This is a genomic window from Rhodoferax sp. (genome assembly GCF_028688795.1).
GTDB lineage: Bacteria > Pseudomonadota > Gammaproteobacteria > Burkholderiales > Burkholderiaceae_C > Rhodoferax.
Genome location: NZ_JAQTXM010000022.1, coordinates 1 through 23,119, shown reverse-complemented (window position 1 = coordinate 23,119; position 23,119 = coordinate 1). Strand labels below are relative to the sequence as shown.

Sequence of the window (23,119 nt, the reverse complement as noted above, 5' to 3'; positions counted from 1 at the left end):
TATATGGCTATTCTTTCTGTCAACGCGGGCTCGTCCACGCTCAAGTTTTCTCTTTATCCCTTGTCAATAGGGCAAGTTCAGGCACAAATCCTCAGTGGCTCCATTGAGGGTCTGGAGCCAGGTGGCCATCCTGAAATGTGCTGGACATTCCAGGGTGAAACCCATCGCAAAACACTGTCGCTGGCGGCTGACCATGTGTTTGCCCAAGCACTGCTGAGCTTGCGTGAATTGTTGACCGGTTTGCCGGGTGCGCCCGCCATGCAGGCCGTGGCGCACCGGGTAGTGCATGGCGGCTCCCAATACCGTGCCAGCGTGGTGGTCACGGACGATGTGTTGGTTGATTTGACGCAGCTCAATTCGTTAGCACCGCTGCACCAACCGCACAACTTGGAAGGCGTACGGGCCTTTGCCAAGGCGTTTCCTGGCGTGCCGCAAGTGGCTTGTTTTGACACTGCCTTTCATGCCACGCTGCCGGAAGTGGACTACCGTTTTGCCTTGCCTGAAGCGCTCTATGAAGAGGGGCTGCGTCGATACGGTTTCCATGGCTTGTCTTACCAGTACGTGATGGGTGTGCTGTTGGCGCGCAGCACGCGAGCCACTGGCAGGGTGCTGATGGCGCACCTGGGCAATGGTGCCAGTCTGTGCGCAGCGCGCGCGGGCCAGAGTTGTGCGACCACCATGGGTTTTTCAGCGCTGGACGGCTTGATGATGGGCACCCGACCCGGGTCGCTGGATTCCGGTGTCATGCTGTATTTGCTGGAGCAGGGCTGGGACCACGCGCGGCTGCAAAAACTGCTTTACAAGCAAAGTGGCCTGCTCGGTGTGTCGGGCAGCTCGGCTGACATGCGCCGCCTGCGCGCGGACACCTCCGTTCGTGCCAAATTGGCCGTAGACATGTTCACTTACCGGGTTCAACGCGAAAGCGGCGCGTTGGTGGCCTGTTTGCAAGGGCTGGATGTGCTGGCCTTCAGCGGTGGCATTGGCGAGCACGACGTGGCCTTGCGCCTTGAGCTTGGCACACGTCTGGCCTGGCTTGGGGTAGTGATTGACCCGGTGCTTAATTTGCAGGCCACGGGTGATCAGGTCATGGCCATTCATGCGCCTGAGAGCGCCATTGAAGTCTGGGTGGTGCCCACCGACGAAGGTGTGGTAGCGGCACGCGAAGCGGCCAGGCTGCTGGTGGCCTGACGGGTCGTAGATACTTACACCATGCAACTTCAAGACATTCTGTATTCCCAAGGCTTTGGCACACGCCGCGTGTGTGCTGGTTTGATTCAGCAGGGTTTTGTTTCTGTTTATGAACAAAATAGCCATCTAGCCCCCGTTAAATTTGCGCAAGCAGCTGCAGAATTTGTAGCAGAAGACTTGCGCTTTCAGGTGCAGGGCGTGGACTGGCCGTATGCCGAAAAGGCCTACATTTTGCTGAACAAGCCCACGGCTACCGAATGTTCACAAAAGCCTTCGACCTACCCCAGCATCTACACCTTGTTGCCATCGCCGCTGCGTTTGCGTCCGCAAAAAGGTGCTGTCCAAGGGGTACAAGCAGTCGGTCGGCTTGACCAGGACACCACCGGACTGCTGCTGCTGACCGACGACGGCAAGTTCATTCACCGCATGAGCTCGCCGCGCCACCACGTGCCCAAGGTGTATGAGGTCACGGTCAAACACCCACTGGATGAGCGTCAGGTGAGCCAACTGCTCTCAGGCGTGGTGCTGGATGACGACCCCAAACCGGTGCGCGCGGCCGCCTGCGAGGCGGTGAGTGAGTTTCACTTGCGCCTGACCCTCACCGAGGGTAAATACCACCAGGTCAAGCGCATGGTGGCAGCGGTCAGCAACCGGGTAGAGGCCTTGCACCGCTCACAAATTGGCGGGCTGGGTTTGCCGGGCGACTTGGCACCTGGCCAATGGCGCTGGCTCAACGCCGGAGATTTGGCGCTGATTCAGGGCGCTTGAGTGGTGTTGGGCAGCTACACTGCCGCAGCTTTTTGCTGCTGTGGGGTGGCCGACCTTTTTTTGTTTGGCTTGACCCACCACCGTGGCTGGGTTTTAACCCGTAATAAACCGGTTATCCATCTTTTACCAAGGCCACACGTGCGTCAATTGCTCTCATTTTTGTTGTTTTTCATCAGCTTCGCCACGGCTGGCTTAGCGCATGCGGTAGCGCCTGTGTTTGTGCTCAACTCACTTGATGCCAGTGTCAGTGTGATCGACCCGGTGAGTTGGACCGAGACAAAACGCATCCCGACCGGCAAGGAGCCGCATCACCTGTACCTCACGCCAGACGAAAAGTCGCTGATCATCGCCAACGCGCTGGGTGACTCGTTGTTGTTTGTCGACCCCAAAACCGCTGCGGTGCAGCGCACCGTGACCGGCATTCTGGACCCGTACCAGTTGCGGTTTTCGCCTGACATGAAGTGGTTTGTGACCGTAGCCAACCGGCTCAACCACGTGGACATTTACCGCTGGGACGGCCAAACCCCAGTGCTAGCCAAACGCATCGTGACCAGCAAAACTCCCAGCCACGTGTGGATTGACAGCACCAGCCGCACGGTGTACGCCAGCATGCAAGACAGCGACGAGCTGGTGGCCATCGACTTGTTCACCCAAGCGCTCAAATGGCGCAGTCCCACCGGGCCGATGCCGGCCGACGTGTTTGGTACGCCTGATGACAAATTTTTGCTGGTGGGGCTGACGGGTGGCCAAGGCGTAGAGGTCTATGACGTGACCGGCCCCGCCCCCAAGTTTGTGCAACTGATCAAAACCGGCGAGGGCGCACACGCTTTTCGCGGAGCCGGTGACAAGCGTCATGTGTTTGTCAGCAACCGGGTCGCCAACACCATCAGCAAGATCGACTACAAAACCATGACAGTGGTGGAGAGCTACCCGGCCCCCAGCGGCCCGGATTGCATGGACGTGTCGCCCGACGGTCGTTTTATCTACGTGGCCTCACGCTGGGCCAAAAAACTCACCGTGATTGACACCCAGAGCCGTACGGTGGTGCGCCAGGTCAATGTTGGCAAGTCGCCGCATGGCGTCTGGACGCTGGACCATGCCGCGCGTCAGTAAATTGGTACGCTTCTCAAATGCTATCTTAGTAATAGCTGCTTGCGCTTATTCTTCGGGGGCTACAGCTCAAAAAGCCTGTGAAAAACAGGTTTACCTGACGTTCGATACGGGGCACATGGACGTGGCCCCGTTGATTGCCGAGGTGCTCAAGCGGCAGTCCGTGCACGTGACTTTTTTTGCTGCCAACGAGCGCACCAAGGTGGGTGACGGCAGCTTGGGCCAGCATTGGGCCTCATGGTGGAAGGCGCGGGCCGCTGAGGGGCATGAGTTTGCCTCGCACACCTATGACCATGTGTACTGGCGCCGTGATTTGCCCGGCGTGAACCCTACGTTTCGGGTGCGGCCTTCGGCTGGTGCGCTGGCCGGGCGTGAATTCACCTGGACGGCGGCGCAGTATTGCCAGCAGTTGAAACAAGCCAGCGAACGTCTGCAAGACATCACCGGAAAGCCGGCGCTGCCGCTGTTTCGCGCGCCGGGCGGTAAAACCTCGCCCAAGCTGCTGGCAGCTGCCAAGGCGTGTGGTTTTGCCCATGTGGGCTGGGCGCCGGCCGGGTTTCTGGGCGATGAGTTGCCGAGCGAAACGTTCAGCAACCAGGCATTGCTGGCCAAGGCTTTGCGCGACATTCGCTCGGGCGACATCCTGGTGGCGCACCTCGGGATTTGGTCGCGCCAAGACCCCTGGGCACCAGCCGTGTTGGAGCCGCTGATCGTGGGCTTGAAGGATCGGGGTTTTTGCTTTGCCACCTTGAGCCAACACCCGAATTACCGCGATGCGATCGCGCAAGCCGTTGCCAACACCCCAAAACCGTAACCCAAAGGACATTGAGTATGCAATGGCTGGCTGATTTGTTTGCTGAATGGCAAGGCACTTTGTTCGAGTTCGTGTTGCAGCCCTTGATGTTCCACGCCGGGTTGGGCAATTTTTTGCCAGATGGATACAACGCCACCGGCTGGTTGTTGGTTGGCTTGCTGCAACTGGTGGTGTTGCTGGTGGTGATTGGGCCGCTACAGCGCTGGCGCCCGGTTCAAGCGGTGACTGATTCTGCAGCCGTGCGCCTGGATGTGATCTACACCCTGATTCACCGTTTGGGTGTGTTCCGCTTGGCCTTATTTTTTACCCTTGACCCCTTGTTTGACCAGTTTTTTGGCCTGTTGCGCGTGGCTGGGTGGCACACTTTTCAGCTGGACAGCATCTGGCCTGGCGTGACGGATTTGCCTTGGGTGAGTTTGCTGCTGTACTTGGTTGTGCTGGATTTTGTGAACTACTGGATTCACCGCGCAGAACACCACTGGACCTGGTGGTGGCAGTTGCACGCCTTACACCACGCCCAAACCCAGGTGACGATGTGGAGCGACAACCGCAATCACTTGCTTGATGATGTGATTCGTGCCGTGATTTTTGTCGTCGTGGCACAGCTCATTGGCATCGCACCAGGTCAATTTGTTGCCATTGTGGCGTTGACCCAGCTCAGTGAGAGTTTTCAACACGCCAATGTACGCATCTGGTTTGGCGAGTTAGGCGAACGCTTGTGGATCAGTCCACGTTTTCACCGCTTGCATCACAGCATTGGCGTCGGGTACGAGCCCAAAGGAAAACACACGCTCGGAGGGCATAACTTTGGCGTGCTGCTGCCGTGGTGGGACATGCTGTTTGGCACGGCCAACTTCGAATTGCGTTATGACGCCACCGGTGTGCGTGATCAAGTAGAGCAAGGGCGCGATTACGGTCGCGGCTTTTGGGCGCAACAGCGCTTGGGGTTCATGCGCTTGCTTGGGCGGGCCTGACGGTTTGCTGCCTGGCGGCATCGCTGCGGTATGCTTGGCCACATGAGTCTTTTGTTTGATTCCTTTTGGCGCGCGGTGGCCTATTGCATCCGCCCTCGCGTGATTTTGCTGTCGTTTTTACCGCTGGTCTTGATGGGCACGGTGTCATTGGGCCTGGGCTACCTTTATTGGGACAACGCACTTGATGCCGTGCGCCAATGGCTTGAAGCGTCCACGCTGATTAGCGGCATTTCCTCATGGCTGCAATCCATGGGGGGCGGCAATCTGAAGTCGGTGCTGGCGCCGCTGATTGTGATTTTTGCGGTGACCCCGTTGATCGTGGTGTCATCTTTGCTGGTGGTGGCACTGTTGATGACGCCCGCCTTGACAGCCTTGGTGGCTGACAGGCGCTTCTCAGCGCTGGCACGATTGCGCGGTGCGTCTTTTATTTCAAGTCTCGGTTGGTCGCTGTTGTCCGCATTGTTGGCGCTGGTGGCTTTGGTGGTGTCGGTGCCTTTGTGGCTGATCCCGCCCTTGATTTTGGTGTTGCCCCCCTTGATCTGGGGTTGGCTGACCTACCGGGTGATGGCCTTTGACGCGTTGGCTGAGCATGCCAGCGCTGAGGAAAGGGCAGAAATATTTCGCAGGCATCGCCTGCCTTTGCTGGGTATCGGTGTTTTTTGCGGCTATCTGGGTGCGGCGCCCAGCCTGATCTGGGCCTCTGGCGCCTTGTTGGCTGCCGCGTTTGTTGTCCTGGTACCGATTGCGATCTGGATTTACACCTTGGTGTTTGCCTTGTCGTCATTGTGGTTTGCACATTACTGCCTAGCGGCTTTGCAGGCACTGCGGGCTGAGCGCGCCGCTGCGCCCGTGCCATCTGAATCCGTCGTCATTGATTCTCCGACCCCGTCGCTTCACCATGAACCCAACACAGCAACCCCTTCCCTCAACTGATTCGCGTCCCCGTTTTGGCCTGATCATCATTGGCGATGAAATTCTGTCGGGCAAACGGGTCGACAAACATTTGCCCAAAGTCATCGAGTTGCTGAAGGCACGTGGTTTGTCGCTTGACTACGCAGAGTACGTGGGTGACGACCCGCAGCGCATCACCGCCACCTTGAAGCGCGCCTTTGCCTCCGGCGATGTGGTGTTTTCTACCGGTGGCATCGGTGCCACGCCGGACGACCACACCCGCCAATGTGCTGCGCGCGCGCTGGGCGTGGCGCTGACTTTGAATGAAGAAGCCAAATTATTTATTGAGCAGCGTATGAAAGACATGGCGCTGGAAAAAGGGCAGGTCTATGTTCCCGATCAGGCTGACAACCTGCACCGCCTGAACATGGGTGTGTTTCCAGAGGGCGCACACATCATCCCCAATCCGTACAACAAGATTCCAGGCTTCTTCTGCACGGGGGGCAGCGACCCGCACGCAGTGGGGGAGGGTGGAGGCGTTTTCTTCGTGCCGGGTTTTCCGGTGATGGCCTGGCCCATGATTGAGTGGGTGCTCGACACCTATTACCGTTCATTTTTTACTGCGCAGGCCTGGCTGGAGCGCTCGGTGATTGTCTTTGGTGCCATGGAGGCCACACTGACACCCCTCATGGAGGCCATTGAGCGTGATCATGTGGGCGTCAAGGTGTTCAGCCTTCCGAGCGTGGATCACCCACAGTTTGGCCGTCATATCGAGTTGGGGGTCAAAGGCGCGCCAGGTCAGGTGGCCGCGGCCTACGCGGCCCTGTTGGCGGGCCTGAAACCATTTAATGTCAAGTTGGGTCCCGAATTGGTGCATTCTTGATGTTTTAAGTTTGTTGGATGCTGATACGCCCTTAATTGGTGCATGTGACGAGCTGACTGCAACGCACAGTCAGTGAAATACTGCGTTGCCATGATTTGTCTGTTTGAAAGCCTACAAACTCAAGGCAAAATATAAGCTTTGACAGATCGCGTCCCAAGCGGCGGGTCTGGCACAAAAACTGCATTCCTTTCCCCTGAAACCCTTTCAACAACAGTTCCTTTGGAGTAATCAATGGCTAAGACCGTCGCAGACGTGATGAAGATGGTGAAAGACAACGAAGTCAAGTTTGTTGACTTCCGCTTCACCGATACCCGTGGCAAAGAGCAGCACGTGACCGTGCCTGTGTCGCACTTTGATGAAGACAAGTTCATCTCCGGTCACGCGTTCGACGGTTCTTCCGTTGCCGGCTGGAAAGGCATTGAAGCGTCTGACATGCAACTCATGCCTGACCCAAATACCGCCAACATCGATCCATTCTTTGAAGAAACCACCATCTTCATGAGCTGCGATGTGATCGAACCCAGCGACGGCAAGGCTTACGAGCGCGACCCTCGCTCGGTAGCGCACCGTGCAGAGGCTTACCTGAAGGCGTCCGGCATGGGTGACACCGCCTACTTCGGTCCCGAGCCAGAATTCTTCTTGTTTGATGACGTGCGCTGGAACACCGATGCCTCCGGCTGTTTCTTCAAGATTGACGACTATGAAGCGCCCTGGAACTCCGGCAAGAAAATTGATGGCGGCAACCGTGGTCACCGTCCCTCCACAAAAGGTGGTTACTTCCCAGTGCCGCCAGTGGACAGCACCCAAGACATGCGTTCCGAAATGTCCTTGATTCTTGAATCCCTGGGCATCCCGGTTGAAGTGCACCATCACGAAGTGGCCGCCCCTGGCCAATGCGAATTAGGTACGAAGTTCAGCACGCTGGTTGAGCGCGCCGACTGGACCCAAGTGTTGAAATATGTGGTGCAAAACGTGGCCAATGCCTATGGCAAGACCGCCACCTTCATGCCCAAGCCCATCGTTGGCGACAACGGCAGCGGCATGCACGTGCACCAGTCGATCTGGAAAGACGGCAAAAACCTGTTTGCTGGCGACGGTTATGCCGGTTTGAGCGACTTCGCCCTGTACTACATCGGCGGCATCATCAAGCACGCCCGTGCCCTAAACGCCATCACCAACCCCGGCACCAACAGCTACAAGCGCTTGGTGCCCGGTTTTGAAGCGCCGGTCAAATTGGCTTACTCAGCCAAAAACCGCTCGGCTTCGATTCGTATCCCTTACGTGGCCAACCCCAAGGGTCGCCGCATTGAGGCACGTTTCCCTGATCCACTGATGAACCCTTACCTGGGCTTCTCGGCCTTGATGATGGCGGGTCTGGACGGCGTAGAAAACAAAATCCACCCTGGCGAAGCAGCCACCAAAGATTTGTACCATCTGCCACCCGAAGAAAACGCATTGATCCCGACCGTGTGTCACAGCCTGGACCAAGCGCTGGAATGCCTCGACGCAGACCGCGCCTTCCTGACCAAGGGTGGCGTGTTCACCGACGGCCTGCTCGATGCTTACATCGAACTCAAGATGGGCGAGGTCACGCGTCTGCGCATGGCAACTCACCCAATTGAGTTTGACATGTACTACTCGCTGTAACGCAGCGCTTCAGGTTGTCCTTGATAACCTGAAGGTAGAAAAAAAGGACGGCCTTGGCCGTCCTTTTTTATTGTGGGAAACTTGGTCGCTGGCGCGTTTGTGCAGTGGCTTACTGTGAGGTCTGTACCGCGCGCTGTTTGAGGAGTTGGTCATTCGTATGAAAAAAACTGTATTCGCCGTTTTGGGTGTCTGGGCCTTGTGTTTTTCAGCACAGGCGCAAGAACGCATCTACCGCTGTGGCAACGAGTACACCAACAACGTGTCGCAGGCGCAGGCCAAGGGCTGCAAACTGGTTGAGGGGGGTAACGTCACTGTGGTGCAGGGCGTGCGCCCAGCCAAGGCGGCGGCGTCCAAGGTGGCTGGCTCGGGCGCTGCGCCGGTTAGTGGCACGGCGCGGGTCGATGCATCCGAGCAAAAGTCACGCGACTCTGACGCCCGACTGATCTTGCAATCCGAACTGACCAAAGCCGAAGCACGTCAGGCCGAGCTGCTCAAGGAATACAACAATGGTGAGCCAGAAAAACGCGGCGATGAGGCTCGCAATTACCAAAAATACCTCGACCGGGTGGCCGAACTCAAAGCCAGTCTGGCGCGCAACGAGAGCGACATTGCCGGTATAAGGCGTGAGCTGGGACGCGTGCCTGCCAATGCGGCGCGCTAGCCCTGTACCAGCGGTGGTTCTGAAATCCAAACCATTGCTTGGGACGGAGACGCCGGGCGCGCCTGCACAGCGTTTCCAGTCTTTTGATTTACTGGCCACGCTGGTGGCCGTGGTGCAAAGTGATGGCGCCGTGCTGTTTGCCAACGCGGCGCTGGAAGACGCGCTGGGCATTTCGCGTCGCTCGATCGTCGGCTCGCATTTTCCAGACAGCTTTACCGAACCCGCCCACTTGATGACCGCGCTGCAAGGTGCTGGCAGCAACGAATTTGCCGCACTGCGTTATGACGCCTGGTTGTTGCGGGCAGCGCGCGAGCCCCTGCCTGTGCATGTGATCGTGACTTTGACCGAGGCGCATGAAATCATCATTGAACTGCTGCCGCTGGAGCAGCAGGCGCGGCAAGACCGCGAGGAGCGGCTGGCCGAGCAGGCGCAGGCCAACAAGGAACTCATCCGCAACCTGGCCCATGAAATCAAGAACCCGCTGGGCGGCATTCGGGGTGCAGCGCAGTTGCTTGAGCTTGAAATGGACTCGCCCGAGCTCACCGAGTACACCCAGGTCATCATCCATGAGGCCGATCGACTGCAGTCGCTGGTAGACCGTTTGTTGGCCCCACACCGGCGTCCGCATGTGGTGGGGGATGTCAATATCCATGAGGTGTGCGAGCGCGTGCGCTCACTTATTCTGGCCGAGTTCCCCAAAGGTTTGACCGTGGTGCGCGACTACGACACCTCCATTCCCGAGTTTCGTGGCGACCATGAGCAACTGATTCAGGCCCTGATCAACATTGCGCACAACGCTGCCCAGGCCTTGTCTGAACGCATCGCGCAGGGCGATGCGCGCCTGATTTTTCGCACCAGGGTGGCGCGCCAAACCACTTTTGGCAAACAACGCTATCGGTTGGCACTGGAATTGCATGTGATTGACAACGGGCCTGGCGTACCAGACGCGATCAAAGACCGCATTTTTTATCCGCTGGTATCAGGGCGGGATGGCGGCTCAGGGTTGGGGTTGACGCTGGCGCAAACCTTTGTGCAGCAACACCACGGCTTGATCGAGTGTGACAGCGAGCCGGGCCGTACTGACTTCAAGATTCTGATTCCACTGCCCTGAGCGCAGGGGCTTCCAGGTTGCACTGCAGGGTGGGCATGGAACCCTGCAGATTTGGGTTTAACCGAAGGCGAGACAACGTGATGAAACCCATTTGGATCGTAGACGATGACCAGTCGATTCGCTTTGTGCTGGAAAAAGCACTGCTGCGCGAGCAGTTGCCGACCCGCAGTTTCACCAATGCCCGTGATGTCCTGACCGCGCTGGGCGAAGACGACAAGGGGCCGCAGGTGCTGGTCAGCGACATTCGCATGCCGGGCGGCTCCGGCTTGGAATTGCTGGACAAGGTCAAGGCTAAGTACCCTGGCTTGCCCGTGATCATCATGACGGCCTATTCAGACTTGGACAGTGCCGTGTCGGCCTTTCAGGGCGGTGCGTTCGAGTACCTGCCCAAACCGTTTGACGTGTCCAAAGCGGTGGAACTGATTCGCCGCGCGATGCTTGAAGGCCAGCGCGAGGAGGTCAGCGATGAAGGCATGGCCGACACACCCGAAATGCTCGGCCAGGCGCCCGCCATGCAGGATGTGTTTCGCGCCATTGGCCGCTTGAGCCAGAGCAATGTCACCGTCATGATCACCGGTGAGTCTGGCTCGGGCAAAGAACTGGTGGCGCGCGCGCTGCACAAGCATTCACCCCGTGCCAACGGGCCGTTTGTGGCCATCAACACCGCAGCCATCCCGAAAGATTTGCTGGAGTCCGAGCTATTTGGCCATGAGCGCGGTGCCTTCACCGGTGCCCAGACCATGCGCCGCGGGCGTTTTGAGCAAGCTGATGGTGGAACGCTGTTTCTGGATGAAATTGGCGATATGCCGTTTGACTTGCAAACGCGTTTGTTGCGGGTGCTGTCAGACGGCCATTTCTACCGGGTCGGTGGCCACAGCGCTGTCAAAACCAATGTGCGGGTGATTGCCGCCACGCACCAGAACCTGGAGCAGCGTGTCAAAGACGGTGTGTTTCGTGAAGACTTGTTTCACCGCCTGAACGTGATTCGTCTGCGTTTGCCGGCCTTGCGTGAGCGCCTTGAAGACATCCCGATGCTGACCAAGCACTTTTTGCAGCAAAGCGCGCGCCAGCTCGGTGTTGAGCCCAAGCGCATCTCAGACGGGGCGCTGGTGTGGCTGTCCAAATTTGCGTTCCCGGGCAATGTGCGCCAGCTGGAAAACATGTGCCATTGGCTGACCGTGATGGCCCCCGCGCAAGTGATCGAGCCGAAAGATTTGCCGCCCGAGGTGGCTGTGGATGAGCGCGCAGGCTTGCCACCCGCGTCCCAGGGTGTCGCGGGTGGCATACCGGCAGTGTCGGCCTCAGCGCCCGATAGTGCACCGGCATCCAGCACGCCGTCATTCGACTCGTCGAGCGATGGTTTTACCCCTACGGCGAACGCGCTGTCTGAGCCGAAATCCAGCGCCCCAAATTCATGGATGTCGGGCCAAACCCTGCAAGACGGCGGCACACCCACCATTCCCCTGGTGCTCAGCAGCTGGGAGCAAGGCCTTGAGGCAGAGGCCAGCGCTTTGCTGGTCACCGATCGCACCGACGTGTGGGATGTGCTGACGGCGCGGTTTGAGGCGCGCCTGATTCTTGCCGCGCTAGCTGCCACCCGGGGGCGGCGCATCGAAGCAGCGCAAAAACTCGGCATTGGCCGCAACACCATCACGCGCAAGATTCAGGAGCTTGGTCTTGAGTAAAATATGCCTCTAGCCCTTATATTTAAATCGCTAGCAGCTATTAAAAATATAGTGTTATTTCATGACCGATGGGCTGCATACGCAAGCCAGTGATGGCAACTCTGTGAAAGCTCCCGAACCGCCGGCAGTGCCCGGATAAGGGTTCATGAGCATAACTAAATACCTCGGTGGCCATGGTGACCTGATGGCCGGTGCGGCGATTTTTGCTGATGCCGAACTGGCCCTGCGCGTGCGTGTGTTTGGCCTGAAAGACATGACCGGCGCGGTCATGTCCGCGCAAGATGCGCATTTGGTGATGCGTGGCCTCAAGACGTTTACAGACGCTCGGCATCCACCTCTTGCAGCGCCTGCAAAATGTCCGCGCCGAGCAGCAGGTTCATGTCGTTGCCCGGTGATTGCCTTTGCACCGAGAGGCGATCCGATTGCACCTCGATGGCGCGCTCGAACACATTGCGCACAAAGCGCCCGTTGGACGCCGTGGCGCCAGTGTTGAAAAGTTGCTCAAAGACCTGCAGCAGGGGTGCGCGCGCGGCGTTTTCCAGCACGTATTCTGATTCCCGGCAGAAGACCATGAAGATGTCGAGCAATTCCTGTGGCGAATAGTCGTCAAATGCGATACGGTGGTTAAAGCGTGAGCGCAGCCCTGGGTTGCTCTGGATGAAGACCTGCATGGGCGCGGTGTACCCGGCCACAATCACCACCAGCTGTTCGCGCTGGTCTTCCATGGCCTTGAGCAAGGTGTCCACCACTTCCGTCCCAAAACTGCCTCCACCGTTGCTGTCGCTCAGTGCATAAGCCTCGTCTATGAAAAGCAAACCGCCCAGGGCGGATTGAATCACGGCCTGGGTTTTCAGGGCGGACTGGCCGACATAGCCTGCCACCAGCCCGGAGCGATCGACCTCCACCATCCGGTTCGAAGGAATGATGCCAAGGCTGCAGTAAAGGTCGGCCAGGATGCGGGCCACAACGGTTTTGCCGGTGCCGGGATTGCCAGTGAAGACCAGATGCTGGGAAAAGCCCAGCGCTGCCTTGCTGCCGGCCTTGGTTCGCGCGTGTTGGGTGCGTACAAAGGCCAGCAGGCGCTGCACCTGTTGCTTGACCTGGCGCAGTCCAACCAGGTGGTCGAGCTGGGCCAGCACCTCGTCATAGTTGGCAGCACTGCCGTCGGCCACCGGCAACGCGTGGCCAAGAGCGCACTCTACATCTGCGACCTGGATACTCTGCAGGTCAACGGTGGAGGGGCGGGGCAGCTTGCAGATCCGCAGGGCTTGCGCCTCGGTCATTTTTTCAAACAGATTCCGGACATGGCGGGCATTGCCGAAGTGACCACGCTGGCGTTGGATCTCGCGGCCGAACAGCGTTTGCAGGCCCGCGTGCATGGCAGGCTCCAGGGCGTAAGACTGCGTGGCGCAGAAACTCAGCAAGATCTGCAGCAGTTCATCAGGTTTGTAGTCCGGAAAATGCAAGTAACGGTTGAATCGGGATGCCAGACCGGGATTGGATTCAAGAAAGCGCTCCATCTCGGCGCTGTAACCAGCCACGATCACCACCAGGTCGTCGCGGTGATCTTCCATCATCTTGAGCAGTGTCTCTATGGCTTCGTGCCCAAAGTCTTGCGCTCCGGAACGGGCCAGCGCATAGGCTTCGTCGATGAACAAGACACCACCCAGAGCCGACTCCACCAAGGTTCGGGTCTTCAGCGCCGACTGGCCGATGTAGGGGGCAACCAATCCGGCGCGATCAGTCTCGACGAGCTTGTCGCTCTTGAGAAGGCCCAGACTCTGGTACAGACCAACGATGATTCGGGCCACCGTCGTTTTCCCCGTTCCCGGATTGCCCATGAAAACCAGGTGGCGAGACGGCCATTTGGGCACCCTAAGACCCTGTTGCGCACGCAGCTTTTGCACATGCATGTAGCTGGCCTGGCGCAGAATTTCCTGGCGCACAACCTCCAGCCCGACCAGGCCAGAAAACGCCTTCTCCAAGTACTCTGTCATGAATGGCTGCTCCGCTGTGGCCTCGTCTGTTGGCGTGAGGCGACTGCTGGCTATTTCGGGGGGAGGGGGCCCCGCAGGATGCGAGTGCCGATGCTGGCGCAGTCGGGCCAGTCGCTCTTTTCCCTGTGCAAATTCCTGCCGCGCCGCCACTTCGTACCAGTGGGCAGCCTGCTCCAGGTCTTGCGTCACACCCAAGCCGTTTTCATACAGCCAGCCCATATTGCTGCAAGCCTCGGCATGCGCCTGCTGTGCCGCCAGCCGGTTCCATTGCACACTCTTTGTGTAATCCACTGGCACGCCCCAGCCGTGCTCATAAATCAGCCCCAGAGCGCATTGGGCATCGGCCATGCCCTGCTCTGCGGCACGCTGGTACCAGTAAATTGCCAGCACTGGGTCAATCGGAATGCCGCGCCCGTTGTCATAGGCAAACGCCAGGTTGTACAGCGCAATGGCATCGCCCTGCTCAGCGGCCATGCGAAACCAGCGCACGGCTTCGTTTTCGTCCTTATTAATGCCGTTGCCGGTCGCGTAGTGGTAACCGATTTGTCGGCGCGCCGGGGCGTCGCCGCGCTCGGCGGCATCACGCAGGCGCCGCATACCCTCGACCGTGTCCTTGTCTACGCCCCTGCCGTTCAAATAGGCAAATGACAGATTGCGCTGTGCTTCAAGGTGCCCAATGTCTGCCGCCATGGCATACCAGTGCGCGGCTTGCCAGTGATCTCTTGCAACACCTGTGCCAGTGGCGTAGCGCTGCGCCAGGGTGAAGCGTGCCAGTGCATCCGGTTTGTGTGTTGTGCTTGCCCGTGCCAAATGGTGCAATTCGGGCACTGTCAACGTGGCGTAGGGAGGAACGGTCATGGGAGGCTTGAAAACGCGCTGGCGCGTCAAGGTTCAGTGGGCACGCTCCAGAATCCAGGAAATCACATGCTGGGGACTGAATGGTTTGATGAAATAGGCATCCGCACCGCGCCGCGTTGCATCCTCGCGGTCCGCCTGCTGGCCGCGCGCGGTCACCATGGCTACCGGAATGTCGCTTGTCTTGGGGTCAGACTTGATGGCGTCGAGTACTTGCAGGCCATCGATCTCGCCTGGCATCATCACGTCCAACAAGACCGCCGCCGGATGGAATTTTCGGATCGCATGGAGCGCCCCCGTACCGTTGTCAGCTTCTATAACTTCATACTGATTGACCAACGTCATGCTCAGCAAACGGCGGATATCGGAATTGTCGTCCACGACAAGTATGTAACGCATGATGCAGTCCTAACTAAGGGCATGTCGAGTGGGTCAACAGCGCATGGCTTCAAAAGTCAAGGATGGACAACCGGCTGAGCATTGACTGGCCAGCAGTTCTGCCAGCACTTGTTCATCGCGGTCGATGATCTGGTCGAGCCTGATCTGGGTCATGCGGGTCAATGCAGGGTTGGCGTACTTCACCCGCCGGTCGGCATCAAACGACACAAAACCGTCGGGACTCAGGTCCAGAATGGCGCGCAGATAGAACTTGCTCAACGTGAGAGCCTCGTTAGCGGCTTGCAGCGCCTGGGTCAGCTCCAGTTCAACTGTGGCCATTTTCAGTGCGCTGATGTCGGTGCGGATGGACAGGTATTTCTCGATGCGACCGTGGGCATCGCACACCGGCGATATCTGGGAGTTCACCCAGTACAGAGAGCCATCCCGGGCCCGGTTGCACACATCGCCACGCCAGACCTGCCCGCTAGAGATGGTTTTCCACATGCCGACCCAAAACGTGGTGTTCTGCACGGTGGATTTAACAATGCGGTGGTTTTGCCCGATCAGCTCTTCGCGGCTGTAGCCACTCAGATTGACAAAATTGTCGTTGACATAGGTGATGCGGCCAGCTAGGTCGGCCATGGACACCAGCGAGTGCTGGTTGATGGCCTGCCAAAGTGGCCCCGACTCAATGGGCAATGCACGTGGAGGGTCTGTCAGTACGGTGGGTATGGCGGGGTGGTACAGAGCCATGGGGTGCTTATTTCAGGTGATTTCTCACCCAGGAGGCAACTTGCAGCGGGCTAAAGGGCTTGATGAAATAGGCGTCGGCGCCGAGGGCACGGCCTTTGTCCTGGTCGGCCAGCTGACCCCGCGCCGTGATCATGGCCACCGGGGTGTTTTTGGTTTTCGGGTTGGTCTTGATCGCCTCGAGCACCTGCAGGCCGTCGAGTTCGCCGGGCATCATGACATCAAGCAGGACCATGCCCGGGCGGTGGTGGCGCACGGCCTCAAGCGCCGCAACGCCGTCCGCTGCCTCAATGGTCCGATGCTCCTTGCCCAGGGTAATGCTGAGGAGGCGGCGTATGTCAGAGTGGTCGTCAACAATCAGGACGACGGGTGCGGCGTACATGATGGGTAACTCCTTGAATAAAAGCCGGTTAATGGTGTGACCTAAGCTGCGTCACAACCGCTGCGCTGGTCTGTGTTTGTAAGGTCAGCGGGAAAAAGCAGCGTGACCGTGGTGCCTTGGCCTGGTGTGCTGTCAATCAGTACCCTGCCATTCATCAGGTCCATCAGTTCCTTCACAATGCTCATACCCAAGCCGGTGCCTGGCGTGTTGCACGATTTGTCAACCCGATAAAAACGCTCATAGATGCGTGCCAGATGCTGTGGTGCCATGCCCATGCCCTGATCCTGAATGGTGATGCCAACCAGACTGGCATCTTTGGCTGCGGCCGACACGGCCCTGGTGATGAGGATGGGGCCACCCTGGCCGGCCGAGTATTTGTAGGCATTTGACAGGATGTTAAGCACAATCTGGCTGACCTTGCGCAAATCGCCGTGGCAATACAGGTCTGGCAAGACAACCAGCGGTGCCTCGCGCCCCTCGGGCAGTATGAAGCTGTCCAAGAGTCCCTGCACGACGTCACGCAAGTTGACACAGGCCAGATGAATGTCTTTGTGACCGCCTGATTCGATTCTGGACAAATCGAGCAACTCGTCCAGAATATCGACCATGCGCTGCGAATTTCTCAGGATCAGGCCATGAAATTCGTTGCGCTCAGCGGTGTCGAAGTCACGCATGTTCAACAACTCGGCAAAGCCCATGACGTTTGTCATGGGCGTGCGCAGCTCGTGGGCTGCCGTGGCCAGAAAATCGGATTTCATTTCCTCCAACTGGGTACTCTGGGTGACATCCCGAAAGTAAAGCACCTGGGTCAGTTGCTTCTCATCGACGATTTTCAGGCTGGTTTGCAGTATCAGGTGGGCCGGCGCAAGCAACTCGACCAACACATGGTCGGGCCCGTCTGTCGAAGCAGACATTTGGCGCAGCATCTCCAATGGGGGGAATGGCCTGTCGGGTGCGCACAAGCCGCTGACCAGCGTCTGAAATCTTGCCGCATCAAGCCCATGTAACATCGCCGGCGCCAAACCGGTCATTTTCTGGAAGGCTGGATTTTGGTAGCTTACCTTCGCATCGGCATCAAAGGTCACATAGCCGTCGGTACTCATCGTGAAGAGGGCGTCGAGTTGCGCGGTGTAGTCCTGGACTTTTTCCGCCAGCAAGCGTTGCATCGTGATGTTGGTTGTCGAGCCTGCCGCGCGCACCACCTTGCCGTTTTGATCAAAACTGGCCTTGCCACGCGCAAAAAACCATTTGTAGCTGCGGTCGGCGCACTGAAAGCGATGTTCGGTACTAAAAATGGGAAGCAGACCCCGACGGTTCTGCATGAACGCGTTGGTCACATCCTGCTGGTCGTCGGGATGAATCATCTGTAGCCAGGCGGACATGTCGAACGTCTCGGCCATGGCCGGGTAACCCAACTCGGCCATGGCCCGTGCCGAGATATAAATCTGGTTGGTGTCGGCGTGCCAATCCCATATGCCGTCGTTAGAGCCCGCCAGTGCAGCCTCCCAACGTTCGTCCTTGACCTGAAGCTCATGCAGCAGTCTCGTTTGCTCGGCCAGATAGTGGTGTCTGCGAATTTCGAAGTAGATCAAAGCCAGGGTCGTCACCAGCATCATGCCGCTGATCAGGAGTCCCAGGCGGATCAGGGCGTTGCGGGCAATCTCTGTGCGAGCCTGAATGTTTTCGGTGGACACCCCGAACATGACAAACAGCGGGTAGCCAGGAACAGTTTGGTAGTAGTAGCTGCGCTCAATGCCATCGGTTTGGCTGCGGAAGACGCCGTAGCCAGAAGACTTTCCTTCGCGCATCTGGGCAATCAACGGCAGCGTGGCACGAACCGTGCCGAGCACCGACACCTTGTCGCGCACCCGCGCCAGAATACTACCGTCCAGCGTTGCCACCATTTGCACACTGCCGGGAAGCAGGTTAGTTGTGAGGAAGTATCGGATGAAGTAGTCAACCGGTACTGCCACCACTGACACACCGTCAAAACCGCCATCGCTACGGCTGATGCGCCGACTGACATGGATCACGGATTTGTCCGAGGGCAGGGTCGGTGGGGTGAATAGCAGCGCGCTCGATGGCTGCGCCTGATGTTGCAGAAAGAAAGCGCTGGTAGAAATATCTGCACCTTGGGCCAGCCAACCGCTGCCTTGTTGCAAGACCCCCTGGGCACTGAAGCGCCCGACCTGTAGCGCCATGCCTTGCTCGGTGCCAGCCAGCAAGTCAAGAAGCTGGGGCAGTGCAGCGCTGTCCTGAAGCTGCATCAGGGTCACCAACCGGTCAGCGGTGGTTTGGACGTATTGGCTGTGGAGCCGCACGATGTTGCCGGCCACCTGCCTGACCTCGCCAAACTGGCGTTTTTGGATGATCTCCAGTATGCCAAACAAGATAAGCCAGCCGATGGTGAGCGCCAGTAGCAGGGTGCCGACGGAGACCGCGATAAATTTCTTGAACGGGGGTGGCGCCTTAGCCGTGTCTGGCTGGAAGAATTTGAGCTTCAATCACTGTACCCCGCACGTGCGCCCGCCAACCATGACGCCATGGATGCCAAAACCTCTGAAGGCCTGAGCAACATCACTGCAGTTGAGTCTGTATCCAGGTCACCAGACTGAGCGGACTGAATGGCTTGGTGATGTAATTGTCAGCACCCAATGACCGTCCCAGTTCGATGTCGGTCTTCTGGCCACGGGCTGTGATCATGACCACAAGGGTGTTCTTGAGTGCGGGATCGGTCTTGATGCAAGATAGCACCTGTAGCCCGTCCATTTCGCCGGGCATCATGACATCCAGCAGGACCATCTGCGGCCTGCTGGCCCGCACTGCTTCAAGCGCCGTCACGCCATCATCGGCTTGTATGATGTCGTACTCCTTGCCCAGGGTGATGGCGAGCAGGCGCCTTAAATCTGCATGATCATCCACGATCAGGATTTTTTTCATGAGCGTCCTTTCAAGGTTGTTGCTGCTGGCGAGTTGCCTTGTGTGGATAGCGGGAACGATATCTCGGCAAGCATCTGAAGTTCTTCATCCTGCAGGCCGGCGCCAATCGGGCTGTGCGGCATAAGCAAAGCCAAGTCATTGGCGAACTGCTCGGCCTGCAGCGTGGTCGGGCAACGTTGGCAAATCAGCGGCAGTTCACCGTTCGCAGGTGTACCCAGCGGCAATATCAGGGTGAAAGACTCGATGCCAGTTGGGTTGGTGTCAGTTTCCTCCTCAGGCATCGCAGTGACAATCAATTGACCACGATGCATTTCTACAATGCGTTGGCTGATCTGCACACCAATGTCGGCGTCCACATGCAGGATCCGGCGCAAACTGTTGCTGGGAGTGAATGGCACAGAAGTGTTTCTGGTCATTTCGTGGCAATAGTGGCTGCTCAGCACGATGTAACTGCCGTTTTGGCGGATACGCAAGGTGACCCGGCTGTAGCTTGGGGCACTGTTGCTGATGCCCTCCAGCAGAACTTGCACGGCGCATTTGAGCCACTGGGCATCGCCGTACAGCGCGCTGCCCACCGGCAACGTCCCCGCAGTTGGGACATCCATCACATAGCCGCATTTGTTTTTTTGCATGCCCTGCAAGACTTCTTCCACCAGGGTTAGCAGTGACAGTCGTTCACCGGCCGAGAAACTGTTGCTCTGGTGCAGTTGTGCAAGTTGGTCAAAGGCCAGCAGCAGCCGGCTCAGCCGGTGTGAGCGTTGGTGCAGGTCTGTGCTGAAGTTATTCTGATCGGTGTCTATTTGGCTCAGCATCTGGCGAAACAGCGTAAGTTCGTGGCGTGTTTCCTTGCCCAGCAATTGAAACAGGTCGGTGTCCTGAGCTTGCAGCGTCAGCGGTAGCGTTGGTAGTGGTGCCTGCGCCACGAAGATCGCGTAGCCTTTGGTATCCGTTGTGCACAGGAAAAAATCCGGCCGGGTTTTGGCGGGCAAGCTCAGTCCCAACTGAGGCATGGCCAGCGGTGTCGTAGCCTGCCCCTGGGCAACGCTGTCAATCAGTTGGCGCAACATGGGAGCCGAATCCAGGCAATGTTTGACCCAAGGCATGGCTGCCTTGTTGAAGTCGGTCATTTGACCCTTGGGGTCAAGCAGAATTACCCCTTCGCTCATGCGCTCTAGTAGTTGGATGTCCAACCCTACAGACATGCTGACACCTGCGATGCAAATTTTGCGAGATTGGGCTGGGGAGTGGGATGCGTAGGGATGAGGAGCATTTGAAGGCAGTCACTATTCTTTTTGGTTCAATTGTGTAAGCCAGGGTCGAGCAAGAGTGAGCCGACAGCGACGAATACTTAGCCGCTAGAGACTAAGTGGAGGTTAAGGTGGGCGGTGTGCTTGGCTTGAAGCGTGCAAAATGAGGGTTTTTCGCCAGCCATGCCCCACCAGAAAATCCTCATCATTGACGACGAAGCAGCGTCCATTGGCCTATTGCTGGCGTATCTGGGTGACCGCGCCGGGCAGATCATGGTGGCTCTGGACGGCACTGATGGCGTCGCCAAAGCGCTCGCAGGTCAACCTGACCTGATTTTGCTGGACCTCAAGTTGCCAGGGATCGATGGCTTTGCCATTTGCCAGCAACTCAAGGCTGACATGCGTACCGCCAACATTCCCGTGATCTTTCTGACAGCCAGCACGTTGTTGCAAGACAAACTCAAGGGTTTTGCTCTGGGTGGGGTTGATTACATTACCAAGCCTTTTATCGAGGATGAGGTGATCGCCCGGGTGGGCGTGCAGTTAACGCTGCGCCAGCAGTTCAACCGGCTGGAGGCGCTGGGCACGTTGCGCACATTGGAGCGGTTTGCGCCGCCGACAGATCGCGACCAGGTGCTGTTACAGCATGCCATTGATTTGCTGGGTGCCGAGATGGCTGAACCGCCTTCGTTGACCGAGCTGGCGCACCGCGTGGGCAGCAATGGACGCAAGCTGACCGATTTGTTTCGCCACCATCTGGGTATGACGGTGTTTGACTATCTTGATGATTTGCGGCTGGAAACGGCGCGCCGTCTGCTGGCATCGTCTTCGCAGGCCATTGGCCGGGTGGCCGATCAAATTGGCTACCGCAACCCGGGCGACTTTACCCGTGCCTTTCGGCGGCGCTACCAGGTCACGCCGCGCGAGTACCGCCAATCCTGTGGGCAGCAGAGCGCTTTGAGCGATGTCTGATCCCCAGGCACAACTGGCACGTCTTGAGGATGTGCTCAGGCGCATTACGCTCTTGGGTCATGACATGCGTGCGCCCTTGAACCATATTTTGGGCTACACGCGCCTGATGCAGCGTGACGCACACCCCCTTGTTGAGGATGAGCGATTGGCTATTGTCGAGCGCAGTGGCGTGACGTTGTTGGGTGTGATCGACGAGGTGCTCTCCCTGTGCCGCTGCGATGCCGCGCCACAGCCGCAGTCCTTGCCTGCCCCGGCTGCCGAGGTGCCCGCCAGGGCGGTTGAAGCGACCCGCACCCCCGAGCCTGCGGGGCATCGATACCGGGCTCTGGTGGTTGACGACGATGCAGATACGCGTCGACTGCTTGAGGTCATGTGCAGTCAGTGGGGTCTGTGGGTTGAGCTGGCACAAAGTGGCGCGCAGGCGTTGGTTGTTTGCAAGCGTGCACAGGCGGGCTTTGATGTGGTGCTGGTGGATCAGCACATGCCGGGGATGACGGGCTGGGACTTTTTGCAAGCGCTGCGTCAGGAGGTCGGCCTGCGCCGGTTGCCAGTCATCCTGGTGTCAGGCAGTGCGGTGCGGCCAGCCGGTTTGCCCGACAGTCTGGACTTTGATGCCGTGCTGATGAAGCCATTCAACCAAGCCAGCCTGTCGTGCATGCTGCAACTGGTGCTGGGCGCGAGCGACACAGCCGGGCCAACGCAGACCGCCCTGCTGCGTCCGCCAGAAGAAAAACTTGCTGTGTTCAGACAGGCGCTGGCGTGGGGTGATGTGCTGGCCGTGCAGCGTTGGGCGCGTGATCTGGCAAGCGCCGAGACCGGGTTTACCCACTTTGCTGCCGAGGTTGATTTGGCCTGTAGGCGCGTAGACCTGAAAGGACTCGCTGCACTGGCAGGGCTGCCACCCGACGCCTTTGGTTGAGCGCATTGGCCCGGTCGCCGGTGCGGCACCTGGCTAGCCCAGTGCCACCACCACCGGCGCGTGGTCGCTGGGGCGCTCATTTTTACGTGGTAACTTGTCAATCGAGCAAGCCACCACGCGGGGTTGCAGCGCCTTGCTGACCAAAATGTGGTCAATGCGCAGGCCGTGGTTGCGCCTGAAGCCGAAGTCCCGGTAGTCCCACCACGAATAACTCTTTGCCGGCTGGGGAAACAGCCGGTGTGCATCTACCAGGCCCAACGCCACCAGGGCGTTCAACTCGTAACGCTCTTCATCGGTGCAGTGAATCTGGTCTTTCATGCCCACCGGGTCCCACACATCGGCGTCGTCAAAGGTGATGTTGTAGTCGCCCATCAGCACCAGGTTGGGGTGCACCAGCAATTCAGCGCGCAACCAGTCGCGCAGGCCTTTTAGCCAAGCCAATTTGTACTCAAACTTGTCGCTGCCGGGCTCTTGTCCATTGGGGAAATAGGCGCCTACGACGCGGATGGTTTGAACGGCACCTCCCGTTGCAGGCGTCGTTTCACCAGCGCTTGCGGGCAGGGTAAAGCTGCCGCTGATGACCCGCGCCAGGTCGTCATCAAAGCCGGGAATGTTGCGCACCACGTCTTGCGCGGGTGTGCGGCTGATCAAGGCCACGCCGTTGTAGGTTTTCTGTCCAAAGCAGACCGACTCATAACCTGCCGCCTTGAAGGCGGCATGCGGAAATTTGTCGTCGGTGAGCTTGAGTTCTTGCAGGGCCAGCACGTCGACCGGGTTACTGCTGAGCCATTCCAGTACTTGTGGCAAGCGCACGGTGAGTGAGTTGATGTTCCAGGTGGCAAGTTTCATGATTTGTTCTATGTTATTGATTTATATTGTAAAAATGAAAATTTAAAGACTTAAATTTTTCCCAGCTACCCATCTAGCTACCCACATGAAGGTGAGAG

Annotated in this window: 21 protein-coding genes and 1 pseudogene; 14 read left to right on the top strand and 8 right to left on the bottom strand. The window is 58.2% G+C overall.

Annotated elements, in window-relative coordinates; all coding sequences use genetic code 11:
* Positions 1-3: 3 nt before the first annotated feature.
* From PHQ58_RS15745 to PHQ58_RS23655, 12 genes and pseudogenes are all read left to right on the top strand, one after another.
* Positions 4-1,188, top strand: a complete 1,185-nt coding sequence (locus PHQ58_RS15745) for an acetate/propionate family kinase (protein WP_300112498.1) — start codon at positions 4-6, stop codon at positions 1,186-1,188.
* Between the two features lie 21 nt (positions 1,189-1,209).
* Positions 1,210-1,956: a 16S rRNA pseudouridine(516) synthase gene (locus tag PHQ58_RS15740; RefSeq protein ID WP_300112496.1), complete on the top strand. Its 747-nt coding sequence runs from the start codon at positions 1,210-1,212 to the stop codon at positions 1,954-1,956.
* A gap of 159 nt (positions 1,957-2,115) precedes the next feature.
* The gene (locus PHQ58_RS15735) at positions 2,116-3,069 is read left to right on the top strand and encodes a YncE family protein (protein ID WP_300112607.1); all 954 of its coding nucleotides are present in this window, start codon (positions 2,116-2,118) and stop codon (positions 3,067-3,069) included.
* Complete coding sequence (locus tag PHQ58_RS15730; protein WP_300112494.1) at positions 3,032-3,880, top strand: polysaccharide deacetylase family protein; 849 nt, start codon at positions 3,032-3,034, stop codon at positions 3,878-3,880. Before PHQ58_RS15735 ends, PHQ58_RS15730 begins: the two co-directional genes overlap by 38 nt.
* Before the next feature lie 17 nt (positions 3,881-3,897).
* Entirely contained in the window at positions 3,898-4,854 is a 957-nt protein-coding gene (locus tag PHQ58_RS15725) for a sterol desaturase family protein (RefSeq protein WP_300112493.1), read from the top strand.
* A 42-nt stretch (positions 4,855-4,896) separates the two neighbouring features.
* Positions 4,897-5,787 carry an EI24 domain-containing protein gene (locus PHQ58_RS15720; protein WP_300112492.1) on the top strand — a complete coding sequence of 297 codons (891 nt, stop codon included), beginning with the start codon at positions 4,897-4,899 and terminating at the stop codon, positions 5,785-5,787.
* Positions 5,753-6,628 carry a molybdopterin-binding protein gene (locus PHQ58_RS15715; RefSeq protein ID WP_300112490.1) on the top strand — a complete coding sequence of 292 codons (876 nt, stop codon included), beginning with the start codon at positions 5,753-5,755 and terminating at the stop codon, positions 6,626-6,628. Before PHQ58_RS15720 ends, PHQ58_RS15715 begins: the two co-directional genes overlap by 35 nt.
* Before the next feature lie 231 nt (positions 6,629-6,859).
* Positions 6,860-8,275: a type I glutamate--ammonia ligase gene (glnA, locus tag PHQ58_RS15710; protein ID WP_300112488.1), complete on the top strand. Its 1,416-nt coding sequence runs from the start codon at positions 6,860-6,862 to the stop codon at positions 8,273-8,275.
* A 157-nt stretch (positions 8,276-8,432) separates the two neighbouring features.
* A complete protein-coding gene (locus tag PHQ58_RS15705) occupies positions 8,433-8,936 on the top strand; it encodes a hypothetical protein (RefSeq protein ID WP_300112486.1) in 504 nt (167 codons plus the stop codon).
* Entirely contained in the window at positions 8,923-10,047 is a 1,125-nt protein-coding gene (gene glnL, locus PHQ58_RS15700) for a nitrogen regulation protein NR(II) (protein ID WP_300112484.1), read from the top strand. Before PHQ58_RS15705 ends, glnL begins: the two co-directional genes overlap by 14 nt.
* Positions 10,048-10,127: 80 nt before the next feature.
* Positions 10,128-11,732 (top strand): nitrogen regulation protein NR(I), encoded by a 1,605-nt coding sequence (ntrC, locus tag PHQ58_RS15695; protein ID WP_300112606.1) that lies wholly within the window; start codon positions 10,128-10,130, stop codon positions 11,730-11,732.
* 145 nt (positions 11,733-11,877) lie between these two features.
* Positions 11,878-11,988, top strand: a pseudogene (locus PHQ58_RS23655) (hypothetical protein); the annotation flags it as partial.
* Between the two features lie 58 nt (positions 11,989-12,046).
* On the opposite strand, the gene PHQ58_RS15685 reads toward PHQ58_RS23655, so the two are convergent.
* The 7 genes from PHQ58_RS15685 to PHQ58_RS15655 form a co-directional block, all read right to left on the bottom strand.
* Complete coding sequence (locus PHQ58_RS15685) at positions 12,047-14,587, bottom strand: AAA family ATPase (RefSeq protein ID WP_300112482.1); 2,541 nt, start codon at positions 14,585-14,587, stop codon at positions 12,047-12,049.
* A 33-nt stretch (positions 14,588-14,620) separates the two neighbouring features.
* Positions 14,621-14,983, bottom strand: a complete 363-nt coding sequence (locus tag PHQ58_RS15680) for a response regulator (RefSeq protein ID WP_300112480.1) — start codon at positions 14,981-14,983, stop codon at positions 14,621-14,623.
* A 33-nt stretch (positions 14,984-15,016) separates the two neighbouring features.
* Positions 15,017-15,715: a PAS domain-containing protein gene (locus PHQ58_RS15675; RefSeq protein WP_300112478.1), complete on the bottom strand. Its 699-nt coding sequence runs from the start codon at positions 15,713-15,715 to the stop codon at positions 15,017-15,019.
* Between the two features lie 7 nt (positions 15,716-15,722).
* Positions 15,723-16,094: a response regulator gene (locus PHQ58_RS15670; protein WP_300112476.1), complete on the bottom strand. Its 372-nt coding sequence runs from the start codon at positions 16,092-16,094 to the stop codon at positions 15,723-15,725.
* 41 nt (positions 16,095-16,135) lie between these two features.
* Positions 16,136-18,598: an ATP-binding protein gene (locus PHQ58_RS15665; protein ID WP_300112474.1), complete on the bottom strand. Its 2,463-nt coding sequence runs from the start codon at positions 18,596-18,598 to the stop codon at positions 16,136-16,138.
* A 73-nt stretch (positions 18,599-18,671) separates the two neighbouring features.
* On the bottom strand, positions 18,672-19,034 hold the full coding sequence (locus tag PHQ58_RS15660; protein ID WP_300112472.1) for a response regulator: 363 nt from the start codon (positions 19,032-19,034) through the stop codon (positions 18,672-18,674).
* On the bottom strand, positions 19,031-20,236 hold the full coding sequence (locus PHQ58_RS15655; protein WP_300112470.1) for a hypothetical protein: 1,206 nt from the start codon (positions 20,234-20,236) through the stop codon (positions 19,031-19,033). Before PHQ58_RS15655 ends, PHQ58_RS15660 begins: the two co-directional genes overlap by 4 nt.
* 228 nt (positions 20,237-20,464) lie before the next feature.
* Here PHQ58_RS15655 and PHQ58_RS15650 point away from each other — a divergent pair, with 228 nt between their 5' ends.
* On the top strand, positions 20,465-21,253 hold the full coding sequence (locus PHQ58_RS15650) for a helix-turn-helix domain-containing protein (protein ID WP_300112468.1): 789 nt from the start codon (positions 20,465-20,467) through the stop codon (positions 21,251-21,253).
* On the top strand, positions 21,246-22,172 hold the full coding sequence (locus tag PHQ58_RS15645; RefSeq protein WP_300112466.1) for a response regulator: 927 nt from the start codon (positions 21,246-21,248) through the stop codon (positions 22,170-22,172). Before PHQ58_RS15650 ends, PHQ58_RS15645 begins: the two co-directional genes overlap by 8 nt.
* A 33-nt stretch (positions 22,173-22,205) precedes the next feature.
* On the opposite strand, the gene PHQ58_RS15640 is transcribed toward PHQ58_RS15645, so the two are convergent.
* Complete coding sequence (locus tag PHQ58_RS15640; protein WP_300112464.1) at positions 22,206-23,021, bottom strand: exodeoxyribonuclease III; 816 nt, start codon at positions 23,019-23,021, stop codon at positions 22,206-22,208.
* Between the last annotated feature and the right edge of the window lie 98 nt (positions 23,022-23,119).

Coding starts and splice junctions, on each gene's coding strand:
- PHQ58_RS15745 (WP_300112498.1), top strand. CDS start 4: ATGGCTATTCTTTCTGTCAACGCGGGCTCGTCCACGCTCAAGTTTTCT.
- PHQ58_RS15740 (WP_300112496.1), top strand. CDS start 1,210: ATGCAACTTCAAGACATTCTGTATTCCCAAGGCTTTGGCACACGCCGC.
- PHQ58_RS15730 (WP_300112494.1), top strand. CDS start 3,032: ATGGCGTCTGGACGCTGGACCATGCCGCGCGTCAGTAAATTGGTACGC.
- PHQ58_RS15725 (WP_300112493.1), top strand. CDS start 3,898: ATGCAATGGCTGGCTGATTTGTTTGCTGAATGGCAAGGCACTTTGTTC.
- PHQ58_RS15720 (WP_300112492.1), top strand. CDS start 4,897: ATGAGTCTTTTGTTTGATTCCTTTTGGCGCGCGGTGGCCTATTGCATC.
- PHQ58_RS15715 (WP_300112490.1), top strand. CDS start 5,753: ATGAACCCAACACAGCAACCCCTTCCCTCAACTGATTCGCGTCCCCGT.
- glnA (WP_300112488.1), top strand. CDS start 6,860: ATGGCTAAGACCGTCGCAGACGTGATGAAGATGGTGAAAGACAACGAA.
- PHQ58_RS15705 (WP_300112486.1), top strand. CDS start 8,433: ATGAAAAAAACTGTATTCGCCGTTTTGGGTGTCTGGGCCTTGTGTTTT.
- glnL (WP_300112484.1), top strand. CDS start 8,923: ATGCGGCGCGCTAGCCCTGTACCAGCGGTGGTTCTGAAATCCAAACCA.
- ntrC (WP_300112606.1), top strand. CDS start 10,128: ATGAAACCCATTTGGATCGTAGACGATGACCAGTCGATTCGCTTTGTG.
- PHQ58_RS15685 (WP_300112482.1), bottom strand. CDS start 14,587: ATGACCGTTCCTCCCTACGCCACGTTGACAGTGCCCGAATTGCACCAT.
- PHQ58_RS15680 (WP_300112480.1), bottom strand. CDS start 14,983: ATGCGTTACATACTTGTCGTGGACGACAATTCCGATATCCGCCGTTTG.
- PHQ58_RS15675 (WP_300112478.1), bottom strand. CDS start 15,715: ATGGCTCTGTACCACCCCGCCATACCCACCGTACTGACAGACCCTCCA.
- PHQ58_RS15670 (WP_300112476.1), bottom strand. CDS start 16,094: ATGTACGCCGCACCCGTCGTCCTGATTGTTGACGACCACTCTGACATA.
- PHQ58_RS15660 (WP_300112472.1), bottom strand. CDS start 19,034: ATGAAAAAAATCCTGATCGTGGATGATCATGCAGATTTAAGGCGCCTG.
- PHQ58_RS15655 (WP_300112470.1), bottom strand. CDS start 20,236: ATGTCTGTAGGGTTGGACATCCAACTACTAGAGCGCATGAGCGAAGGG.
- PHQ58_RS15650 (WP_300112468.1), top strand. CDS start 20,465: ATGCCCCACCAGAAAATCCTCATCATTGACGACGAAGCAGCGTCCATT.
- PHQ58_RS15645 (WP_300112466.1), top strand. CDS start 21,246: ATGTCTGATCCCCAGGCACAACTGGCACGTCTTGAGGATGTGCTCAGG.
- PHQ58_RS15640 (WP_300112464.1), bottom strand. CDS start 23,021: ATGAAACTTGCCACCTGGAACATCAACTCACTCACCGTGCGCTTGCCA.